This is a genomic window from Shewanella sp. VK101 (assembly GCF_056497865.1).
On the sequence record NZ_CM151402.1, the window covers coordinates 4,221,441 to 4,237,841 of the forward strand.

14 protein-coding genes are annotated in these 16,401 nt (G+C 56.6%); 6 read left to right on the plus strand and 8 right to left on the minus strand.

Going from position 1 to position 16,401, the window contains the following annotated elements; translation table 11 throughout:
- Positions 1-31 precede the first annotated feature (31 nt).
- On the plus strand, positions 32-772 hold the full coding sequence (locus ACSHSR_RS18780; protein WP_039034482.1) for an enoyl-CoA hydratase: 741 nt from the start codon (positions 32-34) through the stop codon (positions 770-772).
- A gap of 62 nt (positions 773-834) precedes the next feature.
- Here ACSHSR_RS18780 and ACSHSR_RS18785 read toward each other — a convergent pair whose 3' ends face one another.
- The 6 genes from ACSHSR_RS18785 to ACSHSR_RS18810 all read right to left on the minus strand — a co-directional run bounded on the left by ACSHSR_RS18785 (position 835) and on the right by ACSHSR_RS18810 (position 5,668).
- Positions 835-1,209: a hypothetical protein gene (locus ACSHSR_RS18785; protein WP_052657930.1), complete on the minus strand. Its 375-nt coding sequence runs from the start codon at positions 1,207-1,209 to the stop codon at positions 835-837.
- Positions 1,206-1,400 carry a PspC domain-containing protein gene (locus tag ACSHSR_RS18790; protein ID WP_479631038.1) on the minus strand — a complete coding sequence of 65 codons (195 nt, stop codon included), beginning with the start codon at positions 1,398-1,400 and terminating at the stop codon, positions 1,206-1,208. The genes ACSHSR_RS18785 and ACSHSR_RS18790 overlap by 4 nt, the downstream gene beginning before the upstream one ends.
- A gap of 127 nt (positions 1,401-1,527) precedes the next feature.
- The gene (locus ACSHSR_RS18795) at positions 1,528-1,827 is read right to left on the minus strand and encodes a hypothetical protein (protein WP_117200280.1); all 300 of its coding nucleotides are present in this window, start codon (positions 1,825-1,827) and stop codon (positions 1,528-1,530) included.
- Between the two features lie 242 nt (positions 1,828-2,069).
- Positions 2,070-3,053 carry a tRNA dihydrouridine(20/20a) synthase DusA gene (gene dusA / locus ACSHSR_RS18800; RefSeq protein WP_115389303.1) on the minus strand — a complete coding sequence of 328 codons (984 nt, stop codon included), beginning with the start codon at positions 3,051-3,053 and terminating at the stop codon, positions 2,070-2,072.
- 132 nt (positions 3,054-3,185) lie between these two features.
- On the minus strand, positions 3,186-3,830 hold the full coding sequence (locus ACSHSR_RS18805; RefSeq protein WP_052248120.1) for a response regulator transcription factor: 645 nt from the start codon (positions 3,828-3,830) through the stop codon (positions 3,186-3,188).
- Between the two features lie 26 nt (positions 3,831-3,856).
- Positions 3,857-5,668 carry a sensor histidine kinase gene (locus ACSHSR_RS18810; RefSeq protein WP_335901415.1) on the minus strand — a complete coding sequence of 604 codons (1,812 nt, stop codon included), beginning with the start codon at positions 5,666-5,668 and terminating at the stop codon, positions 3,857-3,859.
- Positions 5,669-5,882: 214 nt separating this feature from the next.
- On the opposite strand from ACSHSR_RS18810, the gene dsrO reads away from it, so the two are divergent.
- The 4 genes from dsrO to ACSHSR_RS18830 all read left to right on the plus strand — a co-directional run bounded on the left by dsrO (position 5,883) and on the right by ACSHSR_RS18830 (position 11,448).
- The gene (gene dsrO / locus ACSHSR_RS18815) at positions 5,883-6,626 is read left to right on the plus strand and encodes a sulfate reduction electron transfer complex DsrMKJOP subunit DsrO (protein WP_025009348.1); all 744 of its coding nucleotides are present in this window, start codon (positions 5,883-5,885) and stop codon (positions 6,624-6,626) included.
- Positions 6,616-7,689, plus strand: coding sequence for an NrfD/PsrC family molybdoenzyme membrane anchor subunit (gene nrfD / locus ACSHSR_RS18820; RefSeq protein ID WP_117200276.1), 1,074 nt, complete (start codon positions 6,616-6,618; stop codon positions 7,687-7,689). Before dsrO ends, nrfD begins: the two co-directional genes overlap by 11 nt.
- The gene (locus ACSHSR_RS18825; protein WP_479631039.1) at positions 7,689-10,799 is read left to right on the plus strand and encodes a molybdopterin dinucleotide binding domain-containing protein; all 3,111 of its coding nucleotides are present in this window, start codon (positions 7,689-7,691) and stop codon (positions 10,797-10,799) included. Before nrfD ends, ACSHSR_RS18825 begins: the two co-directional genes overlap by 1 nt.
- A 181-nt stretch (positions 10,800-10,980) precedes the next feature.
- Positions 10,981-11,448: a chemotaxis protein CheX gene (locus ACSHSR_RS18830; protein WP_028779668.1), complete on the plus strand. Its 468-nt coding sequence runs from the start codon at positions 10,981-10,983 to the stop codon at positions 11,446-11,448.
- A gap of 56 nt (positions 11,449-11,504) precedes the next feature.
- Here the strand turns inward: ACSHSR_RS18830 and alr are convergent, their stop codons facing one another.
- Both alr and dnaB read right to left on the minus strand, forming a co-directional pair.
- Entirely contained in the window at positions 11,505-12,581 is a 1,077-nt protein-coding gene (alr, locus tag ACSHSR_RS18835; protein WP_101054913.1) for an alanine racemase, read from the minus strand.
- Positions 12,582-12,649: 68 nt separating this feature from the next.
- Complete coding sequence (gene dnaB / locus ACSHSR_RS18840) at positions 12,650-14,056, minus strand: replicative DNA helicase (protein ID WP_025009346.1); 1,407 nt, start codon at positions 14,054-14,056, stop codon at positions 12,650-12,652.
- A gap of 130 nt (positions 14,057-14,186) precedes the next feature.
- On the opposite strand from dnaB, the gene ACSHSR_RS18845 reads away from it, so the two are divergent.
- On the plus strand, positions 14,187-16,388 hold the full coding sequence (locus ACSHSR_RS18845) for a S46 family peptidase (RefSeq protein ID WP_208185156.1): 2,202 nt from the start codon (positions 14,187-14,189) through the stop codon (positions 16,386-16,388).
- The last annotated feature ends 13 nt before the right edge of the window (positions 16,389-16,401 follow it).

Genomic DNA, 16,401 nt, shown 5'->3' on the forward strand with positions numbered 1-16,401 from the left:
AAACCCATTTCGTCAGCAAAGGAAACAACGAATGAGCACGATTCAGGTTCAGGATGAGCAGGGTGTACGCATCATACGTTTTAACCGTCCGGATAAACGTAACGCCCTCGATCTCGATATGTATAAGCAGCTTACAGAATACCTGATCCAGGGGGAAGCGGACAACGAGATCCGTGCCTTTCTGCTGACAGGCAGTGAAAACTGCTTTACTTCAGGCAATGATGTGGCGGATTTTCTCAAGCAGCCGGATCTGGGGCCTAACCACCCTGCGGTGCGATTTCTCTTTTGCCTGCTGGAGCTGAAAAAGCCCTTGGTCGCCGCTGTCAGCGGAGCCGCTGTCGGAATCGGCACCACGCTGCTGCTGCATTGTGACCTTGTCTATGCCGATAACACAGCCCAGTTCCGTTTGCCCTTTATCGACCTGGCACTGGTGCCTGAAGCCGGCTCCAGCCTGCTACTACCTGAATTGGTCGGCTATCAAAAGGCCTCTGAACTGCTGTTGCTGGGCGAAAGTTTCGATGCCGAAACGGCGCTGGATCTCAAACTCATCAACCGCATGTTGAGTCCGGCAGAACTCTTCCCTTATGCGCTGGAAAAGGCCAAGGCTCTGGCCTCCAAGCCACCTCAGGCGCTGCAACTCACCAGACAACTTATGCGGCCACACAAGAGCCGGGTACAACACCAGATGCATCAGGAGTTGGAACTCTTCGGCCAGCGTCTGCAAAGCGATGAAGCCAAAGCGGTTTTCCGCCAGTTTCTCAACAAAGGTTAAATCATCGAGGCTGAATCCAATGTTGCTGCGGCTGGGCTGACACCAAGCCAGTCGCAGCAACACTACTCCTGCCATTGACTGGACTTGCCTATTCCCCATACTGCCAATGCCAAAACCAGCACGGGCCAAATCACTGCAAAACCGCTGATAAACATCAGTAATGCCGCAGCAACACAAAGTACACACACCACCGCCAACACACTGAAAGTCATTGCGGCCCACACCAATGCCAGCATCGCGGTTATCAGGGTCAACACCCAGCTCCAGTTCTCGGCATCCAGCCATAAAAACGGGCTACCCCAAATCCCCACTGACATAAACTCGCGGCTGAGCAGAGAGACCATAAGGATCAGCGCGCCGACTATGCTCCATACCAGTAACTGAGACAGCAACCTATATCTTCTGTGCTTGTTTCGACTCTTGTTATACATACTCATTTCACCCACTTGGGCCACCGCAGTGCCAAGGCAAAGTAAGCCGTCAACCCGAGCAATGGGTGCATCAGAGTGATGACTGCGGCAACAATTCGGGTCCAGAATACCGACCAGCCAAAACGCTCAGCCATATCGCGGCATAGGCCACAGACGATGGAAGAATTTCCCTTGAGTGTACGTTCCAAATCAAACATAACTGACTCCGATTATCTCGTTAACTGTATCTGCCGGGCACCGCAAGCTAACAACGCCACCAGGGTGTAGCCAAGCAACGGCAGAAACATCAGTAGTGCCAAGGTGCTATTTATCCACATAGGCACCTCAATCGTTGGCTTGGGTCAGAACACTGGTCTCCACGGGTAATTCGGTGATCTGACTCAGGGTTTCTTGAGTCATCTCGTCGCTCAGTTGGGCCACGCTACGCTCCAGTTCCTGTTGCAGGGAGGCCAGCATTTCACGCTTGGCACTGAGCAACATGGTCTGGGCCTGTTGACTCAGGTTCTGTTCAACAGCACTGAGGATAGGTTGAGTAGGCAGTACATCGGCCTGGACTGAAACACTGGCTGAAGCCAAAACAACGCCAAGAAGCAAAGATTTAATAGTCAGGTTGGAAGTTTTCATGCTTGTCATCCCTTTCTGGTTAAGCTGAACGGGTCAGCGGTCAAGATGACTAATTCAAAGGGCGTGCCAACTGGGAAAAACTTTAATTAAGAGCATGATATTAAAAGAAATAAAAATAAAAACGGTCAATCATTAACACAGAATGACTGACCGTAACAGCACAAAAATACAGCAATTTCCTATCTGTTGGTAAAAAGCACTATCACCATAGCGATTTTCACCACTCGGGTATTACAGCAAGGTCAAACTCCGCTGTGCATCATTTCACGAGCCTGCAGTAACACTTCTATGCCAGCCCCCGGCTTGTGGGCATTCTCGCTCAGATGACGGCGCCAACTGCGAGAACCGGGGATCCCCTGATACAGGCCTGTCATGTGTCTGCTGATATGATTCAAGCGGCCACCCGACTGCAGATGAGCTTCCACATAGGGCAACATGGCATCCACCACCTGATCGCGACTCATAACCTGGCTATCGAGGCCAAAGATCTTCTGATCCACCTCGGCCAGCAGATAGGGATTTTGGTAGGCTTCGCGCCCCACCATCACCCCATCCAACTGGGACAGATGGGCATGCATCTCTTCAAAGCTCTTGATACCACCATTGATGCTGATATGCAGGCCGGGAAAATCCTGCTTCAATTGATACACCCGGGGATAATCCAATGGCGGGATCTCACGGTTTTCCTTGGGACTAAGCCCCTGCAACCAGGCCTTGCGGGCATGGATGATGAAAGTATCGCAGCCGGCGGCACTCACCTTGGTAATGAAGTCACAAAGAAATTCGTAGGAATCTTTGTCGTCTATGCCGATCCGGGTCTTGACCGTCACCGGGATATCCACCTTCTGGCGCATGGCATCGATGCAATGGGCCACCAGCTCTGGCTCTTCCATCAAACAAGCACCAAAGCGGCCGTTCTGTACTCTATCCGAAGGGCATCCCACATTGAGGTTAACTTCGTCATACCCCCTTTGCCGGGCGATTTCGGCGCAGCGGGCCAGATCCTCAACATTGGAGCCGCCCAGTTGCAATGCCAGCGGGTGCTCTTCCTGGTTATAAGCCAGATAATCGCCCTTGCCATGCAGTATCGCGCCTGTGGTCACCATCTCAGTGTAGAGCAGAGTCTGGCTCGACATCAGCCGGGCAAAGTAACGATAGTGGCGGTCCGTCCAATCAAGCATGGGGGCAATGGAAAAACGGCGGTTGGCATCGATAGGACTTGGCATTAACAGATCCGGTACGCAAAAATGGGCCGCTATTTTACCCTCTGCGGCCATAAAACGACAGCCGCAGATAAATCCCGCTCATAAACCCGAATCAAAGGTCATTCTGTTGCCGCCGAAGACTTTTGATCCGAGTTACTCAAACTCTGTCTCTATCCCGGCATAAATCAACAACATTTCAGCCAGCGAGCTCACCTGCATGCCCTTCATCAGGTTGGATCTGTGGATCTCCACTGTGCGCATGGCGATGCAGAGTTCGTCGGCTATCTGCTGGTTCTTATAGCCCTTGGCGATGAGATGCAATATCTCTTTCTCTCTCGGAGTCAGCGCCTGGTAGATGCCTTGCAGCTTTCGGCGTTTGGCGATTTCGGCAGAGTGACTCAGCGCCTTGGTGACCGCCTCGGCGAGGCGAGCGCCATCGGCGGGCTTTTGAAAAAAGTCCACCGCGCCGGATTTAAGCGCATCCACCGCCAGCGGCACGTCGCCATGGCCGGTGAGAAAGATCACCGCCAGCGGGCTATTACGCTCGTTGAGCAGCTGCTGCAGCTGCGCCCCACTGAGCCCAGGCATACGCATATCGAGGATCAGGCAGCCGGGCAGATCCAACAGCTGCGCCTTGAGAAAATGCTCTGCATCTTCAAAGGCCTGCACCTCAAAACCATATCCTTCCAGCATAAATCCCAACGAGCGCCGCACCGAATCATCGTCATCCACCAGATAGACTGACTGACGCTTGTCATCGGTCGGTGAACTGTTTTGGGCAGCAAATTGTCCCGGCATTTTTCTTTCTCCTTGGCAAAACGAGTTTAAGCCAGCACCACTGTGACCAGACAACCGCCCTCAGGCGGCTGCAGCAGACTGATGCTGCCGCCATGGCTCTCGGCGATTTCGCGGCAGATCACCAGCCCCAGCCCCAGGCCATCTGTCTTGGTACTGGTAAAGGCCTGCATCAGGCTCTTGCCATCCTGTTTAAGCCCTGGGCCATTATCCTGCACTTCCAGCAAGAGCTTGCCGGGCTGGGATTGATAATCCAGCCGCAGCGCAATAATTCGCTCGGCTTTAGGCTCTTCAGCCAAGGCTTCGATGGCATTCTTAAGCAGATTCAACAAGAGTTGCTGCATGGCGACCGTATCCAGTTGCATGGGGCTTTCTTCGCCGACAATCTGCCAATCGACGCGGATCGCTTGTTTCTCCAGTTCATGCCCCAGCAGAGTCAGCGTCTCGCTCAGCAAGGGGCTGAACGGCTGCAACTGTTTTTGCGGCGGGCGCTTTTTCAAAAGCCCCCTGAGCCTTTGAATGATACCGTGGGCGCGGCCAACTTCAGCCTGTATCTGTTCCAGTGCCAGCGGCAACTTGTCCAGTTGCCCCTGTTGCAGCCTGACACTGGCGCCGTGGCAATAGTTGCCTATGGCCGCCAAAGGTTGGTTCAGCTCATGGGCCAGGCTGGCGCCCAGTTCACCGGCCACCGCCGCCCGCTGGGCATGTTCCAGCAGACTGAGGTTTTCACTCAGTTGCCGTTGGGCCTTGGCCAGTTCCCGGCCGCGGCGGCTGAAACTGTATTCGAGCCAGAAGTGATAACCGTTGAGCAGCACCAGCAGCGCCAGCAAGCTCCAGCCCCAATGACTGTGGGCCTTGAGCCACTGCAGCGCCCTTTGCCACCAAGGCGCCTGCAATGGGTGCAGGTCCAGATCCTTGAGCAGCTTATCAATGGCCAGTTGACTGACCGCCGTGGTCCACCCCAGCGAGCCGGACATTTTGGCCGCCTCACTGTCTTCCGGCAGTGCCAACAGGGCCAGGGTCAACTGCTTGGCCAGCCCCTGACTGGCACGGCTGGTCTTGGCCATGGACCAGTTAGGATAGAGGCGGGTCGACACCTCGCAGGCAAACCCTGCCGGCGCCTGGTTGTCCAGCACCCGATAGTGCCCGGCATCGATAAGCCCCTCCGCCGCCATCTGCTCCAATTGGCAGACTGGCACCACGGCGGCGTCTATGCTGCCATCGCGCAGGCGATAGAGCAGATTATCCAACGGGAATCCCAAAGATTGGATCTCGGCCACATAGCTTGGCAGGTCTATCTGCTTGAGTCGCGCTTCATACACCAAGGTCAGGTAGCCGCCGAAGGCCTGGGTCGAGACTATCCCCAGGCGCTTGTGCCTGAGATCTTGCAGATGTTGCAGGCTGGACTCGCTTCTTACCACCAGCGCCGAACCCACCTGCATCGGCTCACCGGCATTGAGGCGGCTCTTGAGGGTCGCCAGCCAGCTTAAGGAATATTGCCGCGCCAACAGTACAGATTGGCCCGGGTTGGTGATCACAAAGTCCAGCTCCTGGGCGGCCACCGCCTGCGACAGCTGCTCCAGCGTCAAAGGGTGCAGGCGAAAGTAATATCCAGGGATCTGCTGCTCGAGCCAATTCATGGTGGGTTGCCAGCGGTTGATGCTGTCGCTGTAGCCCCGGGTAGCCAACACACCTATATCCACCACCGCCTTATCCGTCAGCGCTCCAGTTGTCATCGCTGGGCCTGATAGCGGCAACGGCTCAGTCGCTGCCGCAGCTGACGGCCAATGGCCGAGCAGTACAGCCGCAAACAGATAACACAGCAGATACAGGGTTCTCATCTCTTGGTTTTAGCTCCGGTTAGGAAATCTTGCGGCCACAAGCGGCTGGGTCAGCATCAGTCTGCCCGCCATTCTAGCCTCAATTTCTTGCGCTGGATCAATAGCGGCCCCGATATGTGGAAAACCACTATAGAGACCAAGGGCGCCAGTTGCCGAGAATACAGGCAACAGGAGCCCGGTGGGTTTCCAATCACCGCAAGACTCAGGAGTCTGTATGGACAAGAGTAAACGTCAACTACTGGGGCAAATCGCCGCCATCAGCGCCGGAGCTGCGTTTTTGCCCGTCGCCCAGGCATCGACTTCCAAGCCCCAGGCAACCAGTGGCAAACGCTATGGCATGCTGATCGATCTGCGCCGCTGCGTTGGTTGCCAGGCTTGTACTGTCGCCTGCACCATAGAAAACCAACCCCCACTGGGGCAGTTTCGTACCACAGTCAACCAGTATGAAGTGACCCAAGGGCAGGAAAGCGCCTTTATGATGCTGCCCAGGCTCTGCAACCACTGCGAAAATCCCCCCTGCATCCCGGTTTGCCCCACAGGCGCCACATTCCAGCGCCAGGACGGCATAGTGGTGGTCGACAGCCACTGGTGTGTCGGCTGCGGTTACTGTGTCCAGGCCTGCCCCTATGATGCACGCTTTATCAACCATGACACCAACACCGCCGACAAGTGCACCTTCTGCGCCCATAGGCTGGAGGCGGGCTTGCTGCCGGCCTGCGTCGAAACCTGTGTCGGTGAAGCCAGGATCATCGGCGATCTCAACGATCCCGGCAGCCAAATCAGTCGCATGCTGGCCGAGCACAGAGACGAGATCAAGGTACTCAAGCCCTCGGCAGAAACCTCGCCCTGCGTATTTTATCTGGGGATGACAGCCGCATTTGAAGAAAGGATCCGCGGCGAAGCACCGGTTCGCAGCCTGATGACCGCCACTGGAGAGGAGTTGCACCATGGACATTAAAGAGATCTTGACCCCGGATATCGCCATCACCTGGTTACCCTGGGCGGTGCAATACTTCTTTATGATGGGACTGGCCTATTCCGCGGTGTGGATTGCGGCGCTGACCATTATCCGCCCCGGCGCCAAAGATAAGCGCCTGCTGACACTCTGCGGCAGCCTGATCCTCAGCACCGCCATTGTGGCACCTGTGGCACTCTTGGCCGATCTGCACCAACCCGCCCGCGCCTGGCACTTCTATATGCAGCTCAGACCGGATTCCTGGATGTGGTATGGCGCCTGGTTACTGCCGCTGTTTATGGCAGCGGCGCTGGCCTTTGCCTACCTCTTGCTGCGCCCTTCCCTTCCGACTCAGCCCAAAGATGGCTGGAGCCGCCTGGGATACTGGTTACGCCTAGGGAACTGGCAAGGCGAGTCCTGGCTCAAGCCTCTGGCCTGGGTTGCCCTGCTCAGCGGCCTGAGCATAGCCCTCTACACCGGCATGGAAACCATGGCCATCAAGGCCAGGCCACTGTGGCACAGCTACTGGCTGCCGCCTCTATTCGCCGCCAGCGCCCTGGCCGCCGGCAGTGGCATGTTGATTTGGCTCAACCGCCTGTTCAATGGCCATAAGCAGGAGACCGACAAACAGCTGCTGCTCTGGCTGCGTGGCTCCTTCGCCCTGTTTGCCCTGTTGCTTATCGGCTGGGCCCTCAGTGGAGGCAACAGCGCCAATGAAGCCAGATTACTGCTCGGCGACAGTCCCAGTTGGCAACTGGCCGCTATCTGGGTGCTGGCCACCCTGGCCTTGTTGGCGCTGCTGCTGGCCTTCAGACATCTGCCCCGCTGGGCCTTGCTGTTTGGCAGCTTTGCCGCCATCCACCTGGCTTGGGGCTTTCGCTGGCTGGTGCTTATCCAGGCGCAGACGGATCCCAAGTATGGCGCCGGCACCTACTTCTATGAACTGCCCTGGGGCCCACAGGGGCTGCTGGGGATCCTGGGTACCTTTGGCCTATGGCTGGCCCTGATCACCCTGATTTCCGAACTGATACGTCAGTCTGCCACCGGACTGAAAGGAGCCGCATAATGGACAAGAGTAAACGCCGTTTTATCAAAGGGGCTGCCATCACAGGTGGTACCGGACTGTTTGTTGCAGGCTACAGCCACACCCTGACCCAGTTGGGCAAAGGTCTGGTCAATGGCAGCTCGGGCAGAAATACCCAAGAAGCGATTCATGGCAACTCGCTGGCACCTGAGCTCAGGGTTGACCTGAATAGCGGCCAACTGAGCGCCAATGACAACCAGCGTCTGGCCAACACCATGTGTTTCGGCTGCTGGACCAAATGCGGGGTACGAGCCCGTATCGATAATGAAACCGACAGCATTATCCGTATCAGTGGTAACCCTTATCATCCACTGTCGGCCCGTGAACACCTGGACTTTGACACCCCGGTGCGCGATGCCCTGGTGTCCACCAGCGCCTGGCAGGAGCAGGGGCTTGCAGGGCGTTCCACCGCCTGCGCCCGCGGTAACGCCATGCTGGAGTTATTGGACAGCCCTTATCGGGTAACGCGCTGCCTGAAACGGGTCGGGCCCAGAGGTTCGGGCCAGTGGCAGAGCATAGCATTCGAGCAGTTGCTCAAGGAGGTTGTCGAAGGTGGCGATCTGTTTGGTGAAGGCCATGTGGATGGACTCAGGGCGATTCGCAATCTCAATACGCCTTTGGATCCCGCCAACCCTGAATACGGCCCCAAGGCCAATCAGCTGTTGGTCAGCAACGCCTCGGATGAGGGGCGGGACACGCTGATAAAACGCTTCACCTTCAACAGCTTCGGCACCCGTAACTTTGCCAACCACGGCTCTTACTGTGGCTTCAGCTATCGGGCCGGTGCCGGCGCCTTGCTGGACGATCTGAAAAAGTACGCCCACTTGAAACCGGACTGGGATCATGCCGAGTTTCTGCTGTTCATCGGCACTTCACCGCAGCAGTCCGGCAACCCCTTCAAGCGCCAGGCACGGCAAATGGCCAATGCCAGGGTCAACAACCGCAACTTCAGCTATGTTGTGGTTTCGCCCATGTTGCCCAACACCTCCAATCTGGCGTCGGCGCCGGACAATGTCTGGTTGCCGATCCGCCCGGCCACAGACGCCTCGCTGGCGATGGCCATGCTGCGCTGGATCATAGACAATCAGCGCTACAGCGCCGAGTTTCTCAGTGCTCCCAATGCCAAGGCCGCCAAAACCGCCGGTTTCCGCGGTTTCAGTAATGCTGGTTTCCTGGTGCATTCAGACCAGGCGCATCCGAGATACGGCCAATATCTGCGCGCCAGCGAATTGGGTTTGGCCTTCAGCGGCAAGCCCTTCGGTGATGAAGACCCCTTGCTGGTACTGGACGCCGTCAGCGGTGAACCCATGGCCGCCGAGGTCTGCCCCAAGGCGCAGCTCGAAGTGGACCGCAGACTCACAGGCCCAAATGGCCAGAGCCTGGCCTGCAAGAGCAGTTTCAGCCTGCTGGCCGAATCGGCCCGGCTCAAGACATTGGCGCAATACAGCGCCGAATGCGATGTGCCGGTCGATGAGATTGAGGCCCTGGCCAACAAGTTCACCAGCCATGGCAGCAAGGCGGCGGTGATCAGCCATGGCGGCACCATGAGCAGCGATGGCTTCTATACCGCCTGGGCCATCATGATGCTCAACGCCATGATAGGCAATATCAACCAAAAGGGCGGCGCGCTGGCCAAGGGCGGCACTTTCCCGGCCTTCGGCAAAGGCCCGCGCTACAATCTGGCCGAGTTTGACGGCATGGTACAGCCTAACGGAGTATTCCTGTCACGCTCCCGTTTTCCCTATGAAAAAAGCTCGGAATACAAGCGCAAGCAGCAGGCCGGCGAGTCCCCCTACCCGGCCAGGGAACCCTGGTTCCCGATCTCGGCGCCCATGCTGAGCGAGCATCTAACCGCGGCGGTCAACGGTTACCCCTATTCGCTCAAGGCCTGGATCAACCATATGGGCAACCCTGTCTATGGCCAGGCCGGGCTCGGCGCCGCCATAGGCGATAAGCTCAAAGATCCCAAGGTGTTGCCGCTGTTTATCAGTATCGACAGCTTTATCAACGAAACCACGGCGCTATCCGACTATATAGTGCCGGATACCCTCACCTATGAGTCCTGGGGCTGGACCTCTGCCTGGCAGGGCACCATGACCAAGATAGCCACCGGCCGCTGGCCGATAGTCAAACCCAGGGTAGAACACACAGTGGATGGCGATCCCGTGTGTATGGAAAGCTTCCTTACCCGGGTTGCCATGGCGCTGGCCTTGCCCGGCTTCGGTGAAAACGCAGTGCTGGCCTATGATGGCACACGCCACCCGCTGACCCGCGCCGCCGACTTTTCTCTCTACGGCGCCGCCAACGTCGCCTGGTTGGGAGAGAAAGTCCCCGCCATCGGCAAGGAAGATCTCTATTGGTCCGGGGTTGCCAGGATCATTCCCGAACTCAAGGCCCGTCTCGGCGAAGAGGAAGCATCCAGGGTGGCTTATCTCTATGCCCGCGGTGGCCGTTTCGAATCAATGAACAAGGCCAGGGACGCCGAAGGCAACCCCACCAAGGTCTGGCCCAAGCCTATGATGTTGTGGAACCCCCAGGTGGGCAGTCGCCGTCACTCCCAGAGCGGCGAGTTTCTCAGTGGCTGTCCGCGCAGCTATGGTCAACGCCTGGTCGATGGCACAGAGCTCAGGCAAGCCTTCGACCGCCAGTCCTGGCCCATGTTGCTGTCGAGCTACAAGTCGCACACCATGAGCTCCATGAGTATCGGCTCTGACAGGCTCAGGCAAGTGCACCCCAATAATCCGGTGCGGATCAATAAAGACACGGCCCAAAGATTGGGGATAGCCACAGGGGATACAGTGAAAATCAGCACCCCCAACGGCAGTGTACTGGCACTGGTGGAATGCGTCGCCGGCGTGCACCCGGAGTGCATCGCCATTGAACACGGCTTTGGTCACAAGGAGCTCGGCGCGCGGGCATTCAGCATAGATGGCAAGCAGGTTGCTGCCAATCCACTGATCCGCGCCGGGGTTAACCTCAACGATCTCGCTGTGCTGGATCCCAGCCGTTCGGGTTCCTACCCTCTGGTGGATTGGGCCAGCGGCGCCTCGGCGCGCCAGGGGTTACCGGCAAAAATCGAAAAAGTCTCCTGAAGCTCGCTCTGTGCCCGGTTTTTATGCCGGGCACAGTTTTTCCGGGCAAGAAATCGCCACAGAGCCCAAGCCATTGTTCTAAGCTAATAAGAGTGTGATCCAGTGGGCGGGAGTGAAACCGCTTATGGATTAGCCTTACGCTATCTGCACTTCCCTAGGCAGCAAGAGGAACAAATCCGGCATGAATGTCACTTTTATCAATCCCTTTCTTCAGTCACTTCTCAATGTGGTTTCCACCATGGCCAACATGCAGTTGACCCCGGGCAAGCCCAGACTCAAGACAGACAACCTGGCCAAAGGCGATGTCTCCGGGCTTATCGGTATGGTGGGCCCGCAGACCAAAGGATCGCTGTCGATCACCTTTGAGCAAGGGCTGATCCTGGAGATAATGCAAAATATGCTGGGAGAGAATCCCGGCAATATCAATGAAGAAGTGACAGATCTGGTAGGGGAGATCACCAACATGGTGACCGGCGGCGCCAAGAACCTGCTGTCGGACAAAGGCTATGAGTTTGAAATGGCCACCCCTGTGGTGGTTTCCGGCATAGGCCATAAGATTTCCCATCAGGCTCAGGGCCAGAAGATCATCATGCCTTTTGTCGCTCCCAAGGGCTCGGCCTACATAGAGATCTGTTTCGAGAATCAATAATGACAAAGGGCGCCCAGGCGCCCTTTAGTGTTTGCCAACTCAATGGCATGACTCACTCAATCAAGGCAGACGGCCACTCTGGGAGTTAGCTTGGTCACCAGTTCATAGGCCACAGTTTCGATATGAGCCGCCACCTCTTCCACCGGTAACGCAGGCCCCCACAAGAGGGCATCATCACCGACCGCGTCCCGGGCATCCGGCCCCAGATCCACGGTCAGCATATCCATGGACACCCTGCCAACCACAGGCACCCGGCGACCATTGATCAGCACAGGCGTGCCCTCGGGGGCATTGCGAGGATAACCATCACCATAACCTATGGCCACCACGCCGAGACGGGTATCCCTTGATGAGCGCCAAAAACTCCCGTAGCCCACGCTCTCTCCGGCCTTGTGCTCGCGCACGGCTATCAACTGTGACACCAGACTCATGGCCGGTTGCAATTCGTGGTTGGCGCCTCTGTCACCGACCACGGGCGACACTCCATAGAGGGCGATACCCGGGCGGATCCAATTTTGCTGGCTGCTGGGCCAGTAGAGGGCACCGGCCGAGTTGGCCAGACTGCGGTCACCATCCAACCCGGCGGTGAGCTGGTTGAAATGCTCCAACTGCTTGCGGGTATAGTCATTGTCCGGCTCATCGGCACAGGCGAAATGGGTCATCAGATTGATGGGCTTAGCCACTTGCGGGCAATCCAGCAGCCGCTGATACACATCGCTAAACTCGTCGCTGCGAAAACCCAGTCTGTGCATGCCGCTGTCGACCTTGAGCCAAACCGTTACCGGCTTATTCAGCTTGGCCTGCTCCAGCATCTGCAACTGCGAGTTATGATGCACCACAGTGTCTATGTCATGCTCAACCAGCAGAGGCAACTCAGTACTGCGAAAAAAACCTTCGAGTAACAACAGCTTGGCCGTTACACCACCGGCCCTGAGTTCCAACGCTTCTTCGAGCCGCGCCAGACCGAAGCCGTCGGCACTGTTCAGGCTCTTGGCCACGTTCAGTGAGCCGTGGCCATAGCCGTTGGCCTTGACGACAGCAATAACTTTGCTGGCGGGCGCGATCTCACGCAGCCTGGCCAGATTATGTTGCAGCGCCCGGCTGCTAATCTCTGCTCTGGGAAAGGGTTTCAAAGCTTACCTTCAATCTTGGATTGGATGGCGCGCTCTCTGGCCGCGCCGGGAAAACCGTCCGCAGAGGTTTAGTCCTCTTCAAATTGCGGACCGGCGTAATTGTCAAAGCGGGAGAACATCCCCTGGAAAGTCAGCCTGACCCGGCCGATGGGGCCGTTACGTTGCTTACCTATGATGATCTCTGCCGTGCCTTTATCGGGCGAATCGTCGTTATACACCTCGTCACGATAAATAAACATGATAAGGTCCGCATCCTGCTCGATAGAGCCGGATTCACGCAAGTCAGAGTTTACCGGGCGCTTATCGGCCCTTTGCTCCAATGAGCGGTTCAGCTGCGACAGAGCGATCACCGGGATCTCCAGCTCCTTGGCCAAGGCCTTGAGCGAGCGGGAGATTTCAGCAATTTCCAGGGTCCGGTTATCGGCCAGCGCTGGCACCTGCATCAGCTGCAGGTAGTCGACCATGATCATAGACAGACCGCCGTATTCCCGGGCGATACGCCTGGCCCTGCTGCGCACTTCGGTCGGCGTCAGGCCCGAGCTGTCATCGATATACATCTTGCCCTGCTCGAGCATGATCCCCATGGTAGAGGACACCCGCGCCCAATCATCATCATCCAACTGGCCGGTACGTATCTTGGTCTGATCCACCCGGCCAAGCGACGCCAGCATACGCATCATGATCTGTTCCGAGGGCATCTCGAGACTGAAAATAAGCACTGGCTTGTTTTCATTGAGCGCCGCGTATTCACATAGGTTCATCGCAAAGGTGGTCTTACCCATGGAAGGACGGGCCGCGACAATGATCAGGTCACCGGACTGGAAACCTGCGGTCATCTTATCCAGATCGGAGAAGCCGCTGGATACCCCGGTCACACCGTTGTGCGGGTTGTTGTAGAGCTGCTCAATCTTGTCGACGGTTTTTTCGAGGATGGTCTTGATCCCCTCCGGGCCCTCGTTGGCGTTGGCGCGCTGCTCGGCTATCTTGAACACCTTGGTTTCGGCCAAGTCCAGCAAGGCGCCTGAGTCCCGCCCCTCAGGGTTGTAACCTGCGTCGGCAATCTCATGTGCCACCCGGATCATCTCCCGCACCACGGCACGCTCGCGCACGATTTCGGCGTAGGAAAGAATATTACCGGCACTGGGGGTATTCTTGGCGATTTCACCCAGATAGGTAAAACCACCGGCATCTTCCAGCTCGTCAGTCAGTTCCAGTTGTTCTGAAACCGTAATCAAATCTATGGGTTGGCCGTTTTCTACCAGCTTTTGCATGGCACCGAAAATCAGCCTGTGGGAACGGGAGTAAAAGTCTTCTCTGACCACGGCCTCGGACACCTTGTCCCAGGCCTCTGCATCCAGCATTAGTCCCCCGAGCACGGATTGCTCCGCCTCAATGGAATGGGGAGGCAGCTTGAGCGCGTCAACCTGGACGTCTCTTCGCTTGTCTTTGGCCTTAAAGGCACCTTGCTGTTGCATAAATCTCCAACTCTCCAACAATCAGGCAAAATGTGATATAAAACCCGGTTCAATCAGAACAGGAATTTTACACCTACAATAACCTGTTTTTCATATCCAAACGGACACTAACAATAAATAAGGAATGAACATGCGCAATGCATTGGCTGCAGCCTTGGCGCTGACCTCTGGCCTCGCCATAGCCGATGAAGGACAGTGGCAACCTTACCAAATGCCCTCTATTGCCGACAAGCTCAGTGAGCGCGGCATCGCCATCCCGGCAGAGCAACTGGCCGATCTCGGAAAGTATCCCATGAACGCCGTGGTGGGCCTCGGCTATTGTACCGCCAGTTTCGTCTCACCCCAAGGATTGGTTGTCACCAACCATCACTGTGCCTATCGGGGTATTCAATACAACAGCACCAAAGAACACAACTATCTGGCCGACGGCTTTTTGGCCAAAGAACAACGCCTGGAGCCTTCGGCCGGCCCCAACGAGCGCCTCTATGTCACCGAGGCGGTCACAGATGTCACAGATAAGATAACTGCCAATCTGCCGACCGAGCCACTGGCGCGTTATGAAGCCATCCAGGCCAACAGCAAGGCGCTGGTCAAAGAGTGTGAAGCCGACGACAACTACCGCTGCTCAGTACGTAGTTTCCACAATGGACTTGAATACTACCTGATCAAACAGCTGATTATTCGCGATGTGCGCCTGGTTTATGCGCCACCCGAGAGTGTTGGCGGTTTCGGTGGCGACATAGATAACTATGAATACCCTCGTCACAGCGGCGACTTTACCTTCCTCAGGGCTTATGTCGGCAAGGATGGCAAACCGGCAGCCTATGCCGAGGATAACGTGCCTTATCAGCCCAAGAGCTTCCTCAAGGTCAATGCCGATGGCGTTAAGGCCGGTGATGGCGTGTTTGTGGCCGGTTACCCGGGTTCAACCAGCCGCTACCGCCTGACCTCAGAGCTGAGATTCGCCAGCGACTGGCTCTATCCGACCCAAGCCGCCCGCTATCAGGCCAAAATCGACACCATTGAGGGCATGGGCGCTTCCGACAAGGATATCGCCATCAAGTATGCCGGGACTCTGGCCGGCATGGCCAACCGGATGAAAAAACTCAACGGCTTATTGGATGGCTTCCACGCCACTGACATCGCCGCCATCAAGCAGGTCGAGGAAAATGCCTTCCGCGACTGGCTGGCCAAAGATAAAGACGCACAGCCGCTGACGGCACAACTGAGTGAGCTCGAACAACTGCTGGCCGAGCAACAGCACAAGTATCAGCAGAGCTACTATTTTGACAATGCTCAATCCAGTGCCCTGCTCGGCGCCGCCAAGCAGCTTTATCGCCTGGCCAAAGAAAACCAAAAACCGGATGCCGAGCGCGAAGCGGGTTATCAAGAGCGTGACATGAAGATGTTCGCCGCCCGTCTCAAGCGACTTGACTCCAGCTTCGATATCAGCGTCGACAAAACACTATGGCAAATGGATATCGACGCCTACCTGGCGCAGGATAACCGGGTCGCCGTGATGGATCAGTTGCTGACACCCGAGCAAGGTATCAGCCTGGGCGACAAGCTCGAAGGCATGTATGCCCTGACCGAGCTGACCGACCAAGAGAAACGCCTCGACTGGATGCAGGCCAAGCCGGAAGCCTTTGAGAGCAGCAGCGATCCCTTCATTCGCATGGCAGTGGCCCTGTACGACACCAATATGGCGCAGGAAAAAGCCGACAAGGAACTGGCCGGTAAGCTGTCCATCGCCCGCCCCGCCTACATGAAGGCGATCATTGCCTATAACAAGGCCATGGGTAAGCCTGTCTATCCGGATGCCAACGGCACCTTAAGGATCAGCTATGGTATGGTCGATGGCTATCAGTCCCGTGATGCGCTCTACAAGCAACCCTTTACCAAGCTGGAAGGGATAGTCGCCAAGCACACAGGTGTCGAGCCCTACAATGCACCGCAGAAGCTGCTGGATGCCATCAAGCAGGGACGACTGGGCGAGCATAAGGTGCAGCACTTGTATCAGGATCCTCGCAGCTGGTTGTGCCGCCTGTTCTCCTGTCTGGATAACCCGGCCGAGTTCAACTCTGTACCGGTTAACTTCCTCTCCAGCGTGGATACCACAGGAGGCAACTCGGGCTCCCCCGTGTTTAACGGCAAGGGCGAGCTGGTTGGCCTCAACTTTGACTCCACCTATGAAGCCATCACCAAAGATTGGTATTTCAACCCCACCATCACCCGCGCCGTGCACGTAGATATCCGCTACATTCTGTGGATGATGGATGAAGTGGATCATGCCGACAACCTGCTCAAAGAGCTGGAACTGGTGCGCAACTGATAGCCACTAATCT